Raw genomic sequence first — 19,373 nt, 5'->3', positions numbered from 1 at the left:
ATGCAATTCTGGTCGATCGTTGCGATCTACTTCCTCGTCTGGATTTTCGTCGCGTTCGTGATGCTTCCCTTCGGCGTGCGCACGCACGAAGAGATGGGAGAGGAACTGACTCCAGGTCAGGCGGAGAGTGCGCCGGCCAATTTTCGTCCGTGGCGACTGATCGTGCGGGCGGCGGTGATCGCCGCTGTGTTGACCGCGATCTGGGTGCTCAACTGGGAAAATGGCTGGATAACCCGCAGCACGTTCGACTTCATGCTTCCACCCAGCCAGCGAAGCTAACCGGCGATCGGAAAGCCAGCGCAGGTGCGCGTCAGGCGGTGCGCAGTCGCTCCAGTGCCTGCGCCATCGCAACGTAAAGCTTGCCCACTTCCGACCCCAGCAGCGTTACCGCGAGTGCATTGCCGTCGCGCGTCGACAGGAGCGTGCGCAGCATAGCCTCGAAATCGTGGATGTAGCGATTGACGTTGGCCCGGAAATCATCGTCCTCGTCATAGAGTTCGGCAATTTCGCGCGCCTGCATGTTGTCGAGGAGCCGCACCGCACGTCGGGTGAAGATGCCTCGATCGCCCCGAAGATAGCTCGCCCACGCCGTGTCCGTGACCTCTTCCGAGAGCGATTTGGCGATGTCGATCGAATTGGAATTGAGGCTTTCTGTAATCAGCGCCACCCGGCGGGCGAAGTCATTGTCGACCTGTTCTTCGGCACGCTCGCGCGCAACCGCGACGCGCGTTTCCAGATTACCCGCAAGCTCGTTCACGAGTGCGAGCTGATCGCGCAACTGACGGGCTGCTTCCCGCGCCGCATCGGCCGAACGTGCGGTGGCCTCCCGCAATTCTTCGATCGCTCCGTCGGCTTGCGCGCGGATTGCCGACGAAACGGCGTCGCCAGCGTTCTGACCGATCTTGTCGCCCAGTGCCTTTCCATCTTCGTCAGAGTATTTTTGCATCGCATCGCGCGCGCGTTCCGCAGCGGTTTCCAGCTGGCCGACGGCATCTGTCAGGTTCTTGGCCAGCTCCTCTGAAACTACGCCTGCCTCTTCTTCCAGCAGGGCGAGGGCGGTGCGCAGGGAGGCAATATTCTCCGTCATCGTATCGCGTGTTTTCGCAAGGCGATCGTCGATCCGATCCGCGACACCGAATATCTCTTCACCCTTTTCGCGTGTTTCGATCACGTAAGCGGACAAATGCTCGCTGCGTTCGACTCCCTCGTCGATGGTCCGGCGCAATTTTTCGCCGCTTTCCTGCAGCGCTACCAGTCTCGCCTCGGCGACCGCCATCGCTTCGGGCAAGACGTCGCGGCTGTGTTCCGCGCCTGCCTGGATCAGCTCGAGCAGGCGAACGCTTGCCTCGGTCGCTGTATCCAGCGTGCCTTGCAGCGCGGCCAGATCGGTGGCGCCGCTGTCCAGCCGCCCTTCCAGCGAATCGGTCGCTGCAAGCACCGTGTCGCGCGCGTCGGTCGCGGTAAATGCGATCTCCGCCATTCGCTCGCTCGCCTCGGCGAGACGTGTCGCTGCCGCATCGCCAGCTTCGGCGATATCTCTTGCGATGGCGGCGTGGCTCTCCCGTCGCTCTTCGACTGCGCTGTCGATCGATGCGAGCCGCACTTCGAGCGCCTCCAGCGCGAGCTGCTCCACCTCGTTCAGCCGGGCCCGCCGTGCATCGACCCACTCCACGAACTCCTTGTCGCGAGCCTTCATCGAAGTGTCGATCTGTTCCGCTTCCGCGCGCAATGCCGAAAGGCGCGCCTGCGCAGATGCCATAGCACCATCGTCGATCGCCTGTACTTCCCCGATCGCGTCGGTCAGCCGTTCGCGTAGTTTCTCGATCCGGCCCTGAGCAGCGGCAAGCGCCTCCACTTCGCGGCCATCGAGATCGGCACGGAAACTCTCGCTCTGTTCGCGGAGAGCAGTGAAGCGAGCATCTGCCATCGCTTCCAGTTCGGATACGCGGTCGGCCAGCGTTGTCAGTGTGCGGTCCACCTGGCTGCGGAAATGTTCGACATGTCGATCGCTCGATGCGCCGAATTCGTTGATCTGCGTAAGCCCGGTTTCCAGCTGCCTGAGCGCGGTTTCCGCACGCTCACCCGCCGATCCGACGGCATTGGCTGCATCGCGCGAAGCGCTGGTGATGACCGGCAAGTCGTCGCGAAGCCGCGTCATGTTGGCGAGCGCGGTTTCCGATACCCGCGCGATCCGCTCTACCTCTTCGCCATTCTCGGCCACCAGCGTTTCTATCCGATCCGCATTTTCCGTCAGACGAGAGGCGGCAACCCGGCCCAGCGATTCGAGCTCGCGTGCCTGCTGTCCGAGAAACTCACGAGCCAGGCTGAGTTCGCGGTTGATTTTCGAGAGTCGGCCTTCCAGCTCCGTAACGTCGGACGCGGCGGCCGCGGCGATGCCCCGGACCAGCGCGCTTTGCCTGCCGATCCGCTGGCTCACCGCATGCCATACGAACACGATGAGCAGCGAAGGGACGGCCCAGGCGGTGATCGCCTCGCTCCATCCCGGCAAATCCATCGAGACGAAGCTTTCCGGACTGCGGGCGATGACGAAGAAGGCCGTCCATCCGACCAGCGCCAGCAGCGCGATTCCTGCGGCCACAGGACTGACGATCAAGGGCGTGCGGGGCGCGGTACTCTCTGGTGCGTCATCGAATGCATCATCTTCGGTAAGGCTCAGCGGTGAATCTTCCGTACGCGGCGCGTCCGCTGCTGCACCCTCTGCCACGGGCCCATCCTGCCCTACCGCTCTGATCGACGAACCCCCGCTCATACCTAACGACCTATCATGTTTCCAATGGGGTTAAACCCCGCGTTAACCGTTCGGTCCGTACTGCACGGCCTATGGCTTTCGAAAATGCCGCCTTCGCCGCCACCTTGTCCGCTGCCGCGGGAGACGACCCCGTGCTGCTCGCAGAGCTGCGCGGTGCATTTCGTGAAAGCCTTGCTCAACAGATCGATCTTCTGCGCCGCGCGCGCTGCGATGGCAACTGGTTGATCGCAGCCCAGCGGATCAAGGGCCTCGCCGCTACCTTTCACGCGGACGAGCTGATCGGCCTTGCGCAGGGCGCCATCGACGCTGCACCGGGCGATCCGGTCGCGCTGCGCGGGCTCGATGCCTTCCTTGCCGATTTCGACAAGGTGGCTGTCGGTTAAGCCGATATTGCGTTTGCCATCGACTGGTTTGATCGCAGCGAAATCATCCTAAATTCCGGTATATCGAAAGATGCACAGGCACGACAGCGCAGGGCCTGCGCTGTTTCTCTGCATGTGCTAAGGGAATGCGCGCTTTCGATCAGGGATAATTCGCCCTTAACGATAGCAGGCTAAGCAAGGACGGTGACAGAAAGTCAGATGACCAGCGTGCCGGATGCGATCCCCGAATCGATCCACGCCGACCAGCAGGTCGACGCGTCGCTGCGTGCCGAATTGGCGCGCGGGGATATGGCGCTGTCTACGCTCACCCCCGTTCTCACTCATTTCCTCAATACGCAGGACCGGTCGCTGTTCAGCGATTCGATTGTCGCGCGCGTACGCGGGATGCTGCGCAGCGCGTCGTACCGGTTGCTCAGGGTCGAAGCCGAAGAAATCGGCGCCAATGATGTGTTCGCCTATGCCGAGGCGCGGGCCGACATGCTTGCCGAAGAACTGGCGCGCCATGCGGGCTTCCTCGGCCATTGCCACGCGTTGTCGATCGAGTGGCAGCTGGCCGACCGGTTGCGCTCGCGCAATGGGATCGATCCGATCCTGTCGCCCCTGCTGCAATCGCTGATCGCCACGGGAGACGCGCAATTGTCAGACGCGGCGATGGGGACGCTGGCGGCTCAGGCGCGTTTCATCGAACAGCAAAAGCGCATGGAAATGCCGCTGGCAGAGCTGCCGGAAGAACAGTTCGTCAACTTCATTTCGGTCTGGCGCCGTCAGCGCGAGGATCTGAGCGACGATCTGGCCGGCAGCGTCGAGACGCGCATCCGCCAGATGCGGGCGGATAACGAGGCGCGCCTCTCTTTGCTCGAACGCACGGCGGCGGGCCTTGGCGCGCGCGCAGACGTGGCACTGTCGCTGGCCCATGCCGGTGCCGCACTGTTCCTGACCACGCTCGCGCACAAGGCGGGGCAGGACCGCGACATTGCCGTAGTGTCGACCAATGATCGCCAGCTGGTGCGGTTTGCGCTTTCGCTGCGCGCCGCGGGGCTCAGCCCTGCGGAAACTCGCGCGCAACTGCGCTGCCTGCATCCGGATGCCTCAATGCCTGCCGCAATCGCGCAGGTCAGCCGCGCGGATGCGCGCGCGCTTCTCGAATCTTCGCCCTTCGGGCATGCCGAGTAGGGACGATGGAAGAGCAGACGTATATTGCGCACGCGCGCACCGACGCAAACGACCGCCTGGTGGCCGCCGATGAGCCTCTGGCCGCGTTGCAGCGCCGTTGCGGGGGCGAAATTCCCGGAACGATCGCCATCCCCGAGCTGCGCGAACAGGTGCGCAAGGCGCGCCGCACCAACCTGCGGCTAGGGCGCACAATCCACGCATACGACGGCAGCGACCGGATCAAGGCGTGGATGGAGATCGTGCCCGGCGATCAGGGCGACAGCCGCGAGACGGGCTGTTCCATCGGCATCGTAACCTGGCAGGCCAGTCCGCCTCCGGTAGAGCGTGACGACGACGCAGCCCAACGCCGCGATGCGATCGACGATGCGTTGGCCGAACTCCATGCGCGGCTTGACCCGGACCAGCGGGTACTAACGGTTCATACCGAAGCGGAGGATCTAAAGCCTCTCTATGCCCGGATGAGCGAGAACCTGGGCAAGGTGTGGACCGATTTCGTCCAGATCGACGGCAGCCAGCACGCGCAGCCGCTGCACTGGAGATTGCTCGACCAGGCGCGAGTCGTGATCGACGGCAGTCCGCGCAACTGGACCGCACGGTTGATACCGCTGGGCGAGCCGACGCCCGGATCGCAAGGTTTCGAGCTATACCTGATCGCCAATCGCGCGTGGGTTCACCGTGCCGAACGGCGCGATCGCCGGGCCGAGGACGGGGCGTCCATCGGCCGTGACCTCACCCCGATCCTGCGCCAGCCGATTGCCCGCATCGTCGCCAATGCAGAGACCATCCGTTCGCGTCTCGCAGGCCCTATCGGCGACGAGTACAGCGACTACGCGCGCGACATCGTCAACGCCGGGCAGCATCTGCTTTCGCTGGTGGACGACCTGACCGACCTCGAAGTGGTCGAATCCGACGGCTTTCGCGCGGCACCCGACGCCATCGATCTGGCTGACGTCGCCCAGCGCGCAGCGGGCATTTTGGCGGTCCGTGCACAGGAGAAGCGCATCACCATCGCTGCGCCCCCGCAAGGAGCCACGCAGCCTGCTACTGCGGAATTTCGCCGCGTGCTGCAAGTGCTGCTGAACCTGGTCGGCAATGCTATCCGCTATTCGCCCGAAGGGTCGACGATTACCATCGCGCTCGGTAGCGACGGTGCGAAGGCGCATGTGTCCGTGCGCGACGAGGGACCGGGGCTCGACGAGCAGGCACAGCGGATCGTGTTCAACAAGTTCGAGCGTCTGGGCCGCAGCGGTGGCGGCGGCTCGGGGCTAGGGCTCTATATTTCCAAGCGGCTCGCGCACGCAATGGGCGGCGATCTGACCCTGCAAAGCAGGCCGGGGGAGGGCGCGACCTTCACGCTCTCCGTTCCGATCGGGGATGCTGCGGGCTAGCTGCGAGGGGCTTTTTCCGCTCATGAACGGTAAATGGGCCAGACATCTCTGCCTGGCCCATCAATTCAACGCTTGTCGACCGGCACGTAATCGCGCTGCGTCGGGCCAGTATAGAGCTGGCGCGGACGGCCGATGACCTGCGCAGGATCGGAAATCATCTCGTTCCACTGCGCGACCCAGCCCACGGTACGGGCCAGCGCGAACAGGGCGGTGAACATGGTGGTCGGGAAGCCGATCGCCGACAGGATGATGCCCGAGTAGAAATCGACGTTGGGGAACAGCTTCTTCTCGATGAAGTAGTCGTCGTTCAGCGCCATTTCTTCCAGCCGCAGCGCGGTTTCGAACACGGGATCGTCCACCTTGAGCGCGTTGAACACCTCGCGCACCGTATCCTGCATCACGGTCGCGCGGGGATCGTAGTTTTTGTAAACGCGGTGGCCGAAGCCCATCAGGCGGAACGGATCGTCTTTGTCCTTTGCACGCTCGATATAGTGCGGAATCTTGTCGGGCGTACCGATCTCGCGCAGCATGTTCAGCGCGGCTTCGTTCGCCCCGCCATGCGCCGGGCCCCACAGGCAGGCAATGCCCGCAGCGATACACGCGAAGGGGTTCGCGCCCGACGATCCGGCCAGACGAACCGTGCTGGTCGATGCGTTCTGTTCGTGGTCGGCGTGGAGGATGAAAATCCGGTCCATCGCCTTTTCGACTTCGGGAATGACCTCATATTCCTCGGCCGGGACGCCGAAGGTCATGCGCAGGAAATTGCCCGTGTAGCTGAGCGAATTGTCCGGCTGCATGAAGGGCTGGCCGATCGAGTACTTGTACGCCCAAGCTGCAATGGTCGGCATCTTTGCGATCAGGCGGTGGCTCGAAATCTTGCGATGCTCGGGATCGGCGATGTCGGTGCTGTCGTGATAAAACGCGGAGAGCGCGCCGACGACGCCGCACATGATCGCCATCGGGTGCGCATCGCGTCGGAAACCCTGATAAAACTGGCGTAGCTGATCGTGCAGCATGGTGTGCCGCGTGATCGTGTAGGTGAACTCGTCCAGCTCATCCTGGCTCGGCAGCTCGCCGTTGAGCAGCAGGTGGGCGACTTCCATGAAGCTGGAATGCTCGGCCAGCTGCCCGATCGGATACCCGCGGTGGAGCAGGACGCCTTCTTCACCATCGATGAAGGTCAGCGCGCTTTCACATGATGCGGTTGACTTGAAGCCGGGATCGTAGGTGAACTTTCCGGTGCTGCCGTAGAACTTGCGGATATCCATCACTTCGGGGCCGCAACTCCCTTCCATGATCGGGAATTCCTGCGTGGTTCCGGCAATGTCCAGCTTCGCGGTGTTGTCCGCCATGGGGGTTCTCCTTAGTCGTGTGTCTGATCTGCCCGAGCCGCCTGCGCTTCGATCCGCGCGAGCGACTCTTCTTTTCCAAGAAGGGCGAGAACGTCGAAAATTCCTGGGCTTGTCGTGGAACCGGTCAGGGCCGCCCGAAGCGGCTGCGCCAGCTTTCCGAGACCGAGCTCAAGCCGCTCCGCAAGCGCTTTCGTGGTCGCTTCCAGCCCGTCGGTCGTCCAGTCGGTTTCAGCCGCCAGCGCATCATGAACCTGCCCCAGCCGCACGCGCGCCTCGTCATCGAGCAGGGCAGCGGCCTTGTCGGTCATCTGAAGCGGGCGCTTGGCGAAGAGGAACCGGGCGTTTTCAGTAAGTTCGTGCGTATCCTTCGCACGCGTCTTCAGCACCGGCATGGCCCGCGCCAGCAGCTCGCGATCGATATCACCGGTACCGCTGGTCGCCAGCTCGGCGGCGACGAGATCGGCCAGTCGCGCATCGTCCGCCTCGCGGATGTAGTGCCCGTTCAGGTTCTGCAATTTCTTCAGATCGAAGCGCGCGGGGCTCCTGCCCACGCCATCCAGATCGAACAGCTCGATCGCTTCGGCCTGCGTAATTTCCTCGCGGTCGCCGTGGCCCCAGCCAAGACGCAGCAGGTAGTTGAACAGCGCCTCGGGCAGCACGCCCAGCTCATCGCGATAGGCCTCCACACCCACCGCGCCGTGGCGCTTGGAAAGCTTGGCCCCGTCGCTGCCGTGGATCAGCGGGACGTGCGCGTAGACGGGATCGTTCCAGCCACCTTCGATCTGCTGCATCGCGCGGTAGATCGGCAGCTGACGGAAGGCATTGTTCAGGTGATCGTCGCCGCGGATGACGTGGGTGACGCCCATATCGTGATCGTCGACCACCACCGCGAGCATGTAGGTCGGCGTGCCATCGGCGCGCAGGATGATGTAATCGTCGATTTCTTCGTTCTTGACCGTCACCGTCCCCTGGACTTCGTCGACGATCTTCGTCTCGCCTTCTTTGGGCACTTTCAGACGTACCGTGAAGGGTGCACCTTCCTGTTCGGGGCCGGGCTCCCGATCACGCCAACGCCCGTCATACCGCATCGGCTGCTTGTTCGCGCGCTGTTCGGCGCGCATCGCCTCCAGCTCTTCCGGCGTGGCGTAGCAGCGATAGGCGTGGCCATGATCGAGGAGCATGTGCGCCACTTCGGCATGGCGCTCGGCCCGGTCGGTCTGGAAAACCGGAGGCCCGTCGAAATCGAGCCCGAGCCATTCTAGTCCGGCGAAAATCTTGTCGATCGCATCCTGGGTGGAACGTTTCGCGTCGGTATCTTCGATCCGAAGCAGCACCTTGCCGCCGTGATGGCGCGCGTAGAGCCAGTTGAACAGCGCGGTGCGGGCGCCGCCAAGATGCAGGTAGCCGGTCGGCGATGGGGCGAAGCGGGTAATGATCGTGCCGGTTTCGCTTGCCATCGAAGCGTGCTTCCTTTCCATTTCGCGATTATGGCGACGCAGCACCCGTATGATCCAACGAACGGTCGCGAAACTCGATCCGAACTCGCGGTCCGCGCGGGCAATGGTGCAGCGCAGCGGCGGCTTTGGCAGGTGGTCGGGCTCGTGTCCAGCCCGGCGGCATGGGCTCGCCGTCTACCGAACCTCGTCGATGCTGCACTTTCGCGCGCCGGGCTGGAGCGGGGGCCGTGGCTGATCGTCGCAGCGATTGCCGGAGTGTCGCTGTGGTTCGTTCTGCCTGACGCTACGGCTTGGCTGATCTCGCTCGCCGCGGCGCTGGCAGTCGCGGGCCTGGGGGCATGGCTTCTGGCAGTGAATCGGGTCCCCGATCTGGCACTGGCACTGCTGGGTGCGGGGCTCGCCATAGCTTTCGGAATTGGGCTCATCTGGGCTCGTTCGGAGGCCGTCGGGGTGTCTGCGACCGAGCATCCGCAAATGCAGACGATGAATGCGCGAATCCTCGAGCGGGAGGAGCAGCCTGCGCACGACAGGATCAGGCTGATACTGGCGGCGCGCGAGCGGGACACTGGTGAAGCGATCAAGCTGCGGGTCAACGTGCCGCTCGACACGATAGGCCTCGATGCTGCGCCCGCTTTGCAGAAGGGCGCAGTGATCCGTCTGACCGCGCGGCTGATGCCACCCGCACCGCCGCTCGTCCCCGGGGCCTACAACTTCGCGCGGACCGCATGGTTCGAAGGGCTGGCGGCAACCGGATCGCTGGTCGGCCCGATAGAGGTGATCGAGCCGCCACCGCCGGGGTGGGGCGGGATCGCCCAGGTGCAGCGCGATCTCTCCGCACATGTGCGCTCGCAGCTGGGCGGATCGGCGGGGACTATCGCAGCGGCTTTTGCCAGCGGAGACCGCGGCGCGATTGCCGAGTCCGATGAAGAGGCAATGCGCGATGCAGGCCTCACCCACCTGCTGTCGATCAGCGGGTTGCACGTGAGCGCGGTGATTGCCGCGGCGTATTTCCTCGCGATCAAACTGCTCGCCCTGTGGCCGTGGCTGGCGCTGCGCGTTCGCCTGCCGGTGGCAGCGGCGGCGTTCGGCGCGCTCGCAGGGCTGGGATACACCCTGCTGACCGGTGCCGAGGTGCCGACGGTACGAAGTTGCACCGCTGCCGTGCTCGTCCTGATTGCACTGGCGTTGGGGCGAGAGCCGCTGACCTTTCGTCTGCTGGCAGTGGCGGCGGGCTTCGTGCTGCTGCTGTGGCCGGAGAGCGTGGTGGGGCCGAGCTTCCAGATGAGCTTTGCCGCCGTGCTTGCCATCGTCGCCCTGCACAACAGCGCACCGGTGCGCGCGTTCCTCGCCCCGCGGGAGGAGCCATGGTGGATGCGTCCGCTGCGCGGTGGGGCGATGCTGCTGGTGACGGGGCTGGTGATCGAAATTGCCTTGATGCCGATCGTCCTGTTCCACTTCCACCGTGCAGGGATGTACGGGGCGCTGGCCAACATGGTGGCCATTCCGCTGGTCACCTTCGTCTCGATGCCGCTGATCGCGCTCGCGCTCGTGTTCGACCTCGTGGGAGCGGGTGCGCCGGTCTGGTGGCTCGCGGGCCGGTCGCTCGACCTGCTGCTCGGCATTGCGCATCTCACGGCGGGCCAGCCCGGTGCGGTCAAGCTGGCGCCGCATATGGGTGGGCTGCCCTTCTTCCTGTTCGTGTGCGGTGGACTATGGCTAGCCTTGTGGAGCGGGCGGGGGCGCTTCTGGGGGTTTGTTCCCGTCGCCTGCGCGACTGTCCTCACCATCGCCACGCCGCGGCCCGACATCCTCGTCTCGCGCGATGGGCGCGACATCGCGATCATCGAGGACGACACGCTCCTGAGCCTGCGCGAGAGCCGATCCTCCTACGCGAGCGACACGCTGGCCGAACTCGGTGCGCTCGACGGGCCGCCGCACCCATTGGCGCAATGGCCTGGAGTGCGGTGCAGCGCGGAGTTCTGTATTGCGACCGTAGAGCGCGATGGCCAGACCTACCGCCTGCTGCTCGCGCGCGGCCGCGAATACGTGACCGAGCGCGATCTGGCGGCGGCCTGTGCGCGGGTCGACATCGTAGTTGCGGACCGCTGGCTGCCGTGGAGCTGTCGCCCGCGCTGGCTCAAGGCCGACCGGCGGATGCTGGAGCAGACTGGCGGGCTCGCGATCCACCTGGCTTCGCGCGAGGTCGAGACGGTCGCGCAAGGGCAGGGCGAGCATGGCTGGTGGCGCGGAGGCTAGGAAGCGCGTCCGCGCCCACCGACCAGCAATCGCCCTTAGTGATAGCGGCGCAGCAGCCCCGCCAGCTTCCCCTGAACCTGCACGCTGCGCGCATCGTAAACCTGCGGTTCGTAGCTCGCGTTGGCCGGATCGAGCCGCACCTGGCCGCCTTCGCGCCACAGGTACTTGAGCGTCGCTTCCTCGTTATCGACCAGCGCGACCACGATATCGCCATCGCGCGCGCTGTCGGCGCGGCGAATCAGCGCGTAGTCGCCATCGAAAATGCCCGCTTCGATCATCGAGTCGCCGGACACTTCCAGTGCGAAATGCTCGCCCGGGCCGAGCAGCGCGGCAGGCACCGGCAGGCTGCGATGCTCTTCCAACGCCTCGATCGGGGCGCCGGCGGCAATCCTGCCATGGAGCGGAATGTCGATCACATCGTTCGCCGCCTCGGGAATGTTGGCGGGTACGCTCGTGGTCCGCGCGCCCAGATCGTTGGCCGGCTTGGGCATCGACCCTGCCACCGCGCTCTCGGGCATCTTGAGCACTTCCAGCGCCCGCGCACGATTGGCAAGACGGCGGATGAAACCGCGTTCCTCCAGCGCCGAAATCAGGCGGTGAACGCCCGACTTGCTCTTGAGGTCGAGCGCCTCCTTCATCTCCTCGAAAGAGGGCGAGATGCCGGTCTCTTCCAGACGATCATGGATAAACCGGAGCAATTCATGCTGCTTGGCCGTCAACATCGCGTCCACTCTCCGCGTAACCTGTTCGCATCAGTGCGAACGAATGCGGAACAATTAGGCAACCCTTTTTTGCAAGTCAAGCATATGCGCCATTTCGGAGCGGATAACATGGAACAAACGCACCCGTCTCCATGGCATCGGCATGGCGCGGCCGGTCGATCAGGACGTCAGCCTGGGCGAGGGGGACGAGTGCCGAGCTGTCTTGCTGGGGAAACGCTCGCACACCCTCTGCACTCCATGCGGCGCGCAGGAATTCGCGGCGCCCGCCACCTTCGGGTATCGGCTCGGCAAGCGGCAGGGCGAGTGCTCGTGGCAGGCAGTCGCGCGCACCGGCGAGCTTCAGGATCGCAGGGAGCATAAACAGGAAGCCGGTGACGAAGCTCGACACCGGATTGCCAGGCAGGCCGAGGACCACCGTATCCCCGCGCCGCGCCACCAGCAGTGGCTTGCCCGGCTTGATCGCCACCCGCCAGAACTCGAGCGTGAAGCCCGCAGCTTCGAGCGCCGGTTTGACCAGATCATGCGGACCCACCGATGCACCCCCGCTGATCACCACCAGCGCCGCGTTCCCGCTTGCCTCCAGGATCGTGCGGGTGATGGCGTCGGCATCGTCGGGCAACGGGCCGTAACGAGCGATATCCGCGCCCGCATCGCGCGCCATTTCCCCCAGCATCGCACCATTGGTCGAAGGGATCAGACCGGGCGGGCAGTCGGTGGGGTCCGCGCAAAGCTCGTCCCCGCATTCGATGATCGCCACTTTGGGCCGATCATGCACCACGACCTGTGACAAACCTCCCGTGCGAGCGAGCGCGATCTGTGCAGCGCCCAGACGCATGCCGGGTTCCAGCAGCGTGGCACTCGCCTGGAAATCGAACCCGGCACGGCGGATGTTGCGCGGCGTCGGCGGCTCGATCGCGACCAGTCGATCATCCTCGATCCGCGCGTTCTCCTGTATCAGCACCGCGTCCGCCTTGAACGGCATCTGCGCGCCGGTCGAGATGCGCACGGCCATGCCATTGCTCAGGGCCTTGGGAAACGGCGCGCCGGCCCGCGATTCTCCTGCCAGCTCCCACGGGCCATCGCCGACGGTCGCGTAACCATCCATCGCGGACAGGTCCGTCGGGGGCTGGGAGCGTCGTGCCGTGACCGGCTCTGCCAGGAACAACTGCGCCGCGGAGTCGACCGGGCGAGGGCGCGAAGCCCTGGGCGATAGCAGGTCGAGCAGCCGCTCCCGCGCGTCTTCGAGTTCGAGCGGCGCGATCATCCTCGCGCCTCGTCCGCGCGCCAGTCGCCCGATTTTCCGCCGGTTTTGGAAAGCAGGCGCACCTCCTGGATGACCATGCCTTTGTCGAGCGCCTTGGCCATGTCGTAGATCGTCAGCAGCGCGACGTTGCACGCGACCATCGCCTCCATCTCGACCCCGGTCTTGCCGGTGAGCGAAGCGGTCGCAGTGACGCGCACGGCATTGTCTTCCACCGTGCAATCCACGCGCACGCTATCGAGCGAAAGCGGGTGGCAGAGTGGGATCAGCGAGCCGGTTTGCTTGGCAGCCATGATACCCGCGATGCGCGCTGCGGCGAAGACATCGCCCTTGGGCACGGCATCGTCGCGGATCGCAGCAATCGCGCCCGGGTTCATGGTGATGCGCCCAGTCGCAGTGGCGGTGCGGGCGGTTTCGGCCTTGTGACCGACATCGACCATGCGCGCCGAACCCGATTCGTCGAGATGGGTGAGGCCGGTCAAAGGAACGCTCCGTGGTGGGGCCTGACACACCTGACACAGTGTCCAGGGGCGAAAAAACTCTCCCGCCTGTCAGGGGTGAGACGTGGAGCGATGGAACGGCGATTGGGCGGTGTTCGGGCCATGCACCGATTATGTCACGAGCGAAGCGCGTAGGACAGGGCCTCGAAAGCGGACAGGGATCTATCGGGCAAGCAGTGCGCGCGTCGCCGCCTCGACATCCGCCTGCCGCATCAGGCTTTCCCCGACGAGGAAGCCGTGCGCGCCTGCCGCCTCCAGCCGCGCACAATCCGCCGCCGTGGCAATGCCGCTTTCCGAGACAAGGAGTGCGCCTTCGGGGGCAAGCGGGATCAGCGCTTCGGTAGTTGCAATATCGGTCGTGAAGCTGCGCAGGTCGCGGTTGTTGACCCCGATCAGGCATGACTTGAGTTTGTGCGCGCGCTGCATCTCGGCTGCGTCGTGGACCTCCACCAACACGTCCATGCCCAGTTCGATTGCGGCCTCTTCAATCTCGGCGGCTTGCGTATCGGACAGCGCGGCGACGATAATCAGGATCGCGTCCGCGCCCATCGCGCGCGCTTCGCCGCACTGCCACGGGTCGACCATGAAATCCTTGCGCAGCGCGGGGAGGTCGCATGCCTCGCGCGCAGCTTTCAGGTAGTCGGCGTGGCCCTGAAAATAGGGCGCGTCGGTGAGTACGGAGAGGCAGCTCGCGCCCGCAGCGGCATAGGCCTTCGCGTGCTCGGCGGGCTGGAAATCCTCTCGAATCAGGCCTTTGGAGGGCGAAGCTTTCTTGATTTCTGCGATCAGCGCGCGGTGGCCATCGGCGTGCTTCTTGCGCAGCGCAGCCTCGAACCCGCGCGGCGGAGCCTGCGCGGTAATGCGGGCGATCAATTCGCTGACTTCGGTTTGCGCCTGCCGCTCGGCGACTTCGTCACGCTTGGTGGCGCAGATTTCTTCGAGTTTGTTCATATCAGAGCTTCGTCACCCCCGCGCAGGCGGGGGTCCCGCTGACTTCGGTCTGGCAATGTCGTAGGTTAAGCGGGATTCCCGCCTGCGCGGGAATGACGAACGAGGGGCCAAGATGTCTCACTTCGCCATCGCAATCCAGCGCTCGAGCAGCCGCTGCGCGCCGCCGCTGTCGATCGCCTCGGCAGCAGTAGCGACGCCCTCCTTCCAATCCTCGGTCTCCCCCGCCGCGATCAGTGCGGCGGCGGAGTTGAACAGCACCGCATCGCGGTACGGCCCCGCCGTGCCTTGGAGCAATGCGCTGAGCGCCTTGGCATTGTGTTGCGGGTCGCCACCCCGGATCGCCTCGACCGGCGCATGTTCGAGGCCCGCCATCCCAGCATCGACGCGGCGCATCGCGAATTCATGGCCGGTGACGTCCGCCATCTCGTTCCCGCCGGCGAGGCTCAACTCGTCGAGACCTTCGTCGCCCGAGACGATCAGCGTGCGCTCGGTACCGAGGCGTGCTGCCGCTTCGCCATAGATCGAGACATAGCCGGGGCGCGCGATGCCGATCAGTTGGCGCTTGACGCCGACCGGGTTCGACAGCGGGCCCATCAGGTTGAAGATCGTGCGGCGGCCCAATTGTTTGCGGATCGGCTGAATGCGCCGCATCGCCGGGTGATGATTGGGCGCGAAGAGGAAGCAGATGCCGATCTCGTTCAGCGTCTTTTCGGCGGTATGCCCGGCGGCTTCCATGTCGAGGCCGAGCACTTCCAGCGTGTCCGCCACGCCAGAGAGAGAGGAAATCGCGCGATTACCATGCCGCGCCACGGGCACGCCGCAGGCCGCGACCACCAGCCCGACGGCGGTCGACACGTTCAGAGTGTGGTGCCCGTCGCCGCCGGTGCCGCACACGTCGATCGCGTTATCGGGACCATTTACCGGGATGTAGCGCGCGCGCAATGCCCGCGCGGCGCCCGCGATCTCGTCGGCGGTTTCGCTGCGTTCGGTCATCGCGAGCAGGAAGCGGGCGATTTCCTGATCGCTGGCTTCCCCGTCGAGGATCCAGCCGAATACCTCCTCGGCCTCGGCCTCGCTCATGTGCGGGACGGCGAGCGGGAGCGATTTCATGCCGCCTGCCTTTCGCGCGCTTCGATGCCGCAGATTGCGAGGAAATTGGCGAGCAGATCGTGCCCGTGCTGGGTGGCGATGCTCTCCGGGTGGAACTGCACGCCGTGGATCGGCAGCTCGGCGTGGCGGAAGCCCATCACGCTGGTGCCGTCGAGCCCGGGTGTCTCGCTGGTCGCGTTGACCTGCAATGCCTTGGGAATGTCCTCGACCACCAAGGAGTGATAGCGGGTGGCGTTGAAGGGGCTGGGGAGCCCCGCAAACACGCCGCTGCCGTCATGCGTCACCGCGCTGGTCTTGCCGTGCATCAGCCCGCCCTGAACCACGCGCCCGCCGAAATGCTGCCCGATCGCCTGATGGCCAAGGCACACACCCAGCAGAGGGAGCGCCGCATCGGCGCAGGCAGCCACGGTATCCAGCGTGATGCCCGCCTCGGTCGGCGTGCGCGGGCCGGGCGAGAGCAGAATACCCTTCGCCCCGCTACCCACTGCCTCACGCGCGGTTAGCGCGTCGTTGCGCTCCACCCGCACCTCGGCTCCCAGTTCCTGCAGGTAATGGACCAGGTTGAAGGTGAAGCTGTCGTAATTGTCGATGACGAGGATCATGGGTTTATCGAGTTCTTCGCTTTCCATTCCGTTCGCCCTGAGCTTGTCGAAGTGCTGCACTTTTTCTTCAACAAATACAGTGCTTCGACAGGCTCAGCACGAACGGATCGAGGGATTGGCTAGTTGCCCGCCAGCTTGTCCGTCGCGCGCACCAGGCCGTCGATGATGCCCGGCTCGCCCGCCGAGTGGCCACCATCGTGGACGATCCACAGCTCGGCTTCGGGCCAGGCCTTCTTCAGTTCCCATGCGGAGACGGGTGGGGTGCAGACGTCGTGGCGGCCCTGCACTATGATGCCGGGAATGCCCTTCAGCTTGCCGACATCGCGCAGCAGCTGGCCTTCTTCGAGGAAGAAATTCTCGAGGAAGAAGCGTGCGCAGATGCGGGCGAAGGGGACGGCCTTGGCGGGGCTGGCGAAGTTGTCGAGCAGTTCCTTGTTGGGCAGCAGCGTCACGACGTTGCCTTCCCACAGCGACCATTGCTTCGCCGCGGCGAGGCGGGTTTCCTCGTCTTCGCTGGTCAGCCGCTTGTGGTAGGCCGCAACCAGATCGCCGCGCTCTTCCTCGGGGATCAAGCCGGTGAACTTGTCCCACTGTTCGGGCATGATCTCGCTTGCGCCGTAGGTGTAGAGCCAGTCCTTTTCCTTCTGGCGACCGAGGAAGACGCCACGAAGCACGATCTCGCTGGTGCGTTCGGGATAGGTCTGCGCGTAGGCGAGAGAGAGCGTCGCGCCCCAGCTGCCGCCGAAGACCTGCCATTTCTCGTGCCCGCACATTTTGCGCAAGCGCTCGATATCCTCGACGATCCGCCAGGTGTCGTTGTTCTCGATCTCCGCAAACGGCGTGGACTTGCCGCAGCCGCGCTGGTCGAACAGCAGGACGTCGTACTTCTCGGGGTTCCACTGGCGGCGGTGGTCGGGGCTCATCCCGCCGCCGGGGCCACCGTGGAGGAACACCGCAGGCTTCGCACCCGGCGTGCCGACCCGCTCGTAATAGAGCGAATGGCCTTCGCCGACATCGAGCATGCCGGTCTCGTAAGGTTCGATTTCGGGATAGAGGGTGCGTTCGTATTCCATCATCATTCCTTGGTTTCGACGACCACCAGCGGGCCGAGGTCGGCGCGGGTGTCCATGCGGCCTCGCGCAGGGTCCCACAAAGAGGACACGGTGCCGTCGAGATAGAGCGCGTTGGGCGTCTTCGCCACATCGCGGAAATAACGCGCGAACTGCCCGAAGCTGACCGGGCTGGCGGTGATGACGAAATGCGCCTTGCCGTCCCTGTCGACGCCCACCCCGTTGCGGATGCGCTTGGAGGGGCCGTCTTCCGAAATCTGCGGATGGACCTTGCCCTCGATCAGCAGCATCGGGCCGCTCTGCGTGCCGAAATCGGGCCGGTCGCCAACGGTGCTGTAGAAATCCTCGCTGGTCTTGATCCGCCAGGTGCCTCCGGTACCGTAGAACACGCCGTTGGGCTTCATGTGGAAATTGCCCGACCCGTCGTTGAGGTTAAGCTCGTGCAACCGCTCGCGGTTCTCGACGAAATAGCCGATGGCCTTGCCTTCGCCGTCGAACATGCCCGCGTTCATCGCGAAGACGACCGGCGGGGCATCCTTCGCCAGCGAGGCGGAGAATTTCGCGAGGCTGCGGTAGGGCGGCGAGCCGAGCACCATGCGCACGTGATGTTTGGCCGGGTCAGCGACGCATTCGGTGAACATCGCATCTTCGAAGCGAACCGGCTTGCACGCGGAATCTTCCGGCGTGGCGGTTTCGCTCGGCGTGGCGGTCGGGCTGGGGGATGGCGCAGCCTTCGTACTCTCGTCGGCGCGTGCGATCTCCTTGCCCTTCTCGCCGCTGATGTCGGTCCGGATGACCGGGTCGCCGGGTTGGGGCTGGTCGCATGCGGACAGACCGAGGACCAGGATGCAGGCGGCTAAGAGAGGCTTTGTGTGGATCATTGCCCGAACCCCGGTTCGTTCGCTACCCGAACGGCCTCGCGCGCTGCGGCAAGCAGCGCGCCGGCCTTCGCCTCGCACTCGCGTTGCTCGGACGCCGGATCGCTGTCCGCAACGATGCCCGCCCCGGCGGTCACGTGCAGCGTGCCGTCCTTCACCAGCCCGGTACGTAGCACGATGCACGAATCGAAACTGCCGTCGGGCGCGAAATAGCCTACGCCGCCTGCGTAGGGTCCACGCTTTTCCTGCTCCAGCTCGGCGATGATTTCGCATGCGCGGATCTTGGGCGCGCCGCTGACCGTGCCCGCGGGGAAGCCCGCAAACAGCGCGTCGAGCGCATCCTTGCCTTGCGCAATGCTGCCGGTGACGTTGCTGACGATGTGCATGACGTGGCTATAGCGCTCCACGGCGAAACTGTCCGTCACTTCCACGCTTCCCGCTGTAGCGACGCGGCCCACATCGTTGCGCCCCAGATCGAGCAGCATGAGGTGCTCGGCGCGTTCCTTCGGGTCGGCCAGCAGCTCGCGCTCCGCCGCTCGGTCTGCCTCCGGCGTTGTGCCGCGCGGGCGCGTGCCCGCGATCGGGCGCACCGTCACCTGGTCTTCTCTGAGCCGGACGAGGATTTCCGGGCTCGATCCGACGACGCCGACGTCAGGCAGGTCGAGCAGGTAGAGGAAGGGCGAAGGGTTCACCCGCCGCAATGCGCGGTAAAGCGCCATCGCGGGCAGCGCAAAGGGGGTGGTGAAACGCTGCGCCAGCACCACCTGAAAGATGTCGCCCGCGACGATGTAATCCTGCGCGCGTGCGACCCGCGCCGCGTAATCCTCGGCAGCGACCGTGGGAGTGAAGCGAATGTCGTCAACCGAAATCTGCGGTGCAGACGGGCCGCTTTGTGCCGCGCCAACAGGCTGTGCCAGCCGCCGGAGCGCCTCCTCGATCCGTTCGGACGCTGCCTCCAGCAGCGCATCGGGTTCGCCCTGCGATGGCCAGACCGGGGCGATCACGAAGACTTCATCTGTCAGCGCATCGAACACCAGCACGAGCCCGGGCCGGGTGAAGACCATGTCCGGCAGGTCGAGCGGGTCGGCCTCGGCGCGCGGCAGCTTCTCGACCAGCGCGATCGTCTCGTAACCGAAATACCCCACGAGGCAGGCGAGTGCGGGGGGCAGCGCCTCGGGCATCGGCATGGAAATTTCCGCAAGCAGCGTCCGCAAAGCGGAAAGGCCATTGCCCGATGCCTCGGTGAAGGCGGCACGGTTGGCGCGCCAGTCGCGATTGATCCACGCGCTGTCGCCTTCGGCCCGCAGCACGAGATCGGGATCGATCCCCAGCAGGCTGTAGCGCCCGCGAATCTCTCCACCCTCGACCGATTCGAGCAGGAAGTCGCCCCGGCCTTCTTCCATCAGGGCCAGTGCGGCACCCACCGGCGTCACCGTGTCGGCGACATGCCGCTGCCACACCAGTGCGGGCAGGCCTTGGGACAGCCGCTCGCGCGCTGCG

At 65.1% G+C, this 19,373-nt stretch carries 17 protein-coding genes; 5 read left to right on the top strand and 12 right to left on the bottom strand.

Features of this window, described 5'->3' with window-relative positions; genetic code table 11:
• Positions 1 to 279 carry a DUF1467 family protein gene (locus AAG591_RS04155; RefSeq protein WP_342529724.1) on the top strand — a complete coding sequence of 93 codons (279 nt, stop codon included), beginning with the start codon at positions 1 to 3 and terminating at the stop codon, positions 277 to 279.
• Between the two features lie 31 nt (positions 280 to 310).
• Here AAG591_RS04155 and AAG591_RS04150 read toward each other — a convergent pair whose 3' ends face one another.
• Positions 311 to 2,770 carry a coiled-coil domain-containing protein gene (locus tag AAG591_RS04150; RefSeq protein ID WP_342529723.1) on the bottom strand — a complete coding sequence of 820 codons (2,460 nt, stop codon included), beginning with the start codon at positions 2,768 to 2,770 and terminating at the stop codon, positions 311 to 313.
• Between the two features lie 71 nt (positions 2,771 to 2,841).
• Here AAG591_RS04150 and AAG591_RS04145 point away from each other — a divergent pair, with 71 nt between their 5' ends.
• The 3 genes from AAG591_RS04145 to AAG591_RS04135 all read left to right on the top strand — a co-directional run bounded on the left by AAG591_RS04145 (position 2,842) and on the right by AAG591_RS04135 (position 5,714).
• The gene (locus AAG591_RS04145) at positions 2,842 to 3,153 is read left to right on the top strand and encodes an Hpt domain-containing protein (protein WP_342529722.1); all 312 of its coding nucleotides are present in this window, start codon (positions 2,842 to 2,844) and stop codon (positions 3,151 to 3,153) included.
• 198 nt (positions 3,154 to 3,351) lie between these two features.
• Positions 3,352 to 4,326: a hypothetical protein gene (locus AAG591_RS04140; protein ID WP_342529721.1), complete on the top strand. Its 975-nt coding sequence runs from the start codon at positions 3,352 to 3,354 to the stop codon at positions 4,324 to 4,326.
• 5 nt (positions 4,327 to 4,331) lie between these two features.
• Positions 4,332 to 5,714 carry a sensor histidine kinase gene (locus AAG591_RS04135; protein WP_342529720.1) on the top strand — a complete coding sequence of 461 codons (1,383 nt, stop codon included), beginning with the start codon at positions 4,332 to 4,334 and terminating at the stop codon, positions 5,712 to 5,714.
• Between the two features lie 65 nt (positions 5,715 to 5,779).
• Here the strand turns inward: AAG591_RS04135 and AAG591_RS04130 are convergent, their stop codons facing one another.
• Both AAG591_RS04130 and gltX read right to left on the bottom strand, forming a co-directional pair.
• Positions 5,780 to 7,066, bottom strand: a complete 1,287-nt coding sequence (locus tag AAG591_RS04130; RefSeq protein WP_342529719.1) for a citrate synthase — start codon at positions 7,064 to 7,066, stop codon at positions 5,780 to 5,782.
• A gap of 11 nt (positions 7,067 to 7,077) precedes the next feature.
• Positions 7,078 to 8,523 carry a glutamate--tRNA ligase gene (gene gltX, locus AAG591_RS04125; protein ID WP_342529717.1) on the bottom strand — a complete coding sequence of 482 codons (1,446 nt, stop codon included), beginning with the start codon at positions 8,521 to 8,523 and terminating at the stop codon, positions 7,078 to 7,080.
• 30 nt (positions 8,524 to 8,553) lie between these two features.
• Here gltX and AAG591_RS04120 point away from each other — a divergent pair, with 30 nt between their 5' ends.
• On the top strand, positions 8,554 to 10,779 hold the full coding sequence (locus AAG591_RS04120; protein ID WP_342529716.1) for a ComEC/Rec2 family competence protein: 2,226 nt from the start codon (positions 8,554 to 8,556) through the stop codon (positions 10,777 to 10,779).
• Positions 10,780 to 10,814: 35 nt separating this feature from the next.
• Here AAG591_RS04120 and lexA read toward each other — a convergent pair whose 3' ends face one another.
• From lexA to AAG591_RS04075, 9 genes are all read right to left on the bottom strand, one after another.
• Positions 10,815 to 11,501, bottom strand: a complete 687-nt coding sequence (gene lexA / locus AAG591_RS04115) for a transcriptional repressor LexA (RefSeq protein WP_342529714.1) — start codon at positions 11,499 to 11,501, stop codon at positions 10,815 to 10,817.
• A gap of 76 nt (positions 11,502 to 11,577) precedes the next feature.
• Positions 11,578 to 12,765 (bottom strand): molybdopterin molybdotransferase MoeA, encoded by a 1,188-nt coding sequence (locus tag AAG591_RS04110; RefSeq protein ID WP_342529713.1) that lies wholly within the window; start codon positions 12,763 to 12,765, stop codon positions 11,578 to 11,580.
• A complete protein-coding gene (gene moaC / locus AAG591_RS04105) occupies positions 12,762 to 13,244 on the bottom strand; it encodes a cyclic pyranopterin monophosphate synthase MoaC (protein ID WP_342529712.1) in 483 nt (160 codons plus the stop codon). The genes AAG591_RS04110 and moaC overlap by 4 nt, the downstream gene beginning before the upstream one ends.
• 180 nt (positions 13,245 to 13,424) lie before the next feature.
• On the bottom strand, positions 13,425 to 14,213 hold the full coding sequence (trpC, locus tag AAG591_RS04100) for an indole-3-glycerol phosphate synthase TrpC (protein WP_342529709.1): 789 nt from the start codon (positions 14,211 to 14,213) through the stop codon (positions 13,425 to 13,427).
• A gap of 117 nt (positions 14,214 to 14,330) precedes the next feature.
• On the bottom strand, positions 14,331 to 15,323 hold the full coding sequence (gene trpD / locus AAG591_RS04095) for an anthranilate phosphoribosyltransferase (RefSeq protein ID WP_342529708.1): 993 nt from the start codon (positions 15,321 to 15,323) through the stop codon (positions 14,331 to 14,333).
• A complete protein-coding gene (locus tag AAG591_RS04090; RefSeq protein ID WP_342529986.1) occupies positions 15,320 to 15,925 on the bottom strand; it encodes an anthranilate synthase component II in 606 nt (201 codons plus the stop codon). Before AAG591_RS04090 ends, trpD begins: the two co-directional genes overlap by 4 nt.
• A gap of 119 nt (positions 15,926 to 16,044) precedes the next feature.
• The gene (pip, locus tag AAG591_RS04085) at positions 16,045 to 17,001 is read right to left on the bottom strand and encodes a prolyl aminopeptidase (protein WP_425341638.1); all 957 of its coding nucleotides are present in this window, start codon (positions 16,999 to 17,001) and stop codon (positions 16,045 to 16,047) included.
• Positions 17,001 to 17,876 (bottom strand): phosphodiester glycosidase family protein, encoded by an 876-nt coding sequence (locus AAG591_RS04080; protein WP_342529706.1) that lies wholly within the window; start codon positions 17,874 to 17,876, stop codon positions 17,001 to 17,003. The genes pip and AAG591_RS04080 overlap by 1 nt, the downstream gene beginning before the upstream one ends.
• Positions 17,873 to 19,276 carry an anthranilate synthase component I family protein gene (locus AAG591_RS04075; protein ID WP_425341637.1) on the bottom strand — a complete coding sequence of 468 codons (1,404 nt, stop codon included), beginning with the start codon at positions 19,274 to 19,276 and terminating at the stop codon, positions 17,873 to 17,875. Before AAG591_RS04075 ends, AAG591_RS04080 begins: the two co-directional genes overlap by 4 nt.
• Positions 19,277 to 19,373: the final 97 nt, after the last annotated feature.

Origin of the sequence: Citromicrobium bathyomarinum, assembly GCF_038594485.1 — a bacterium.
Classification (GTDB): Bacteria; Pseudomonadota; Alphaproteobacteria; order Sphingomonadales; family Sphingomonadaceae; genus Alteriqipengyuania; species Alteriqipengyuania bathyomarina_A.
The sequence above is the reverse complement of the archived record's forward strand: the minus strand, read 5'-3'. Positions and strand labels throughout refer to the sequence as shown.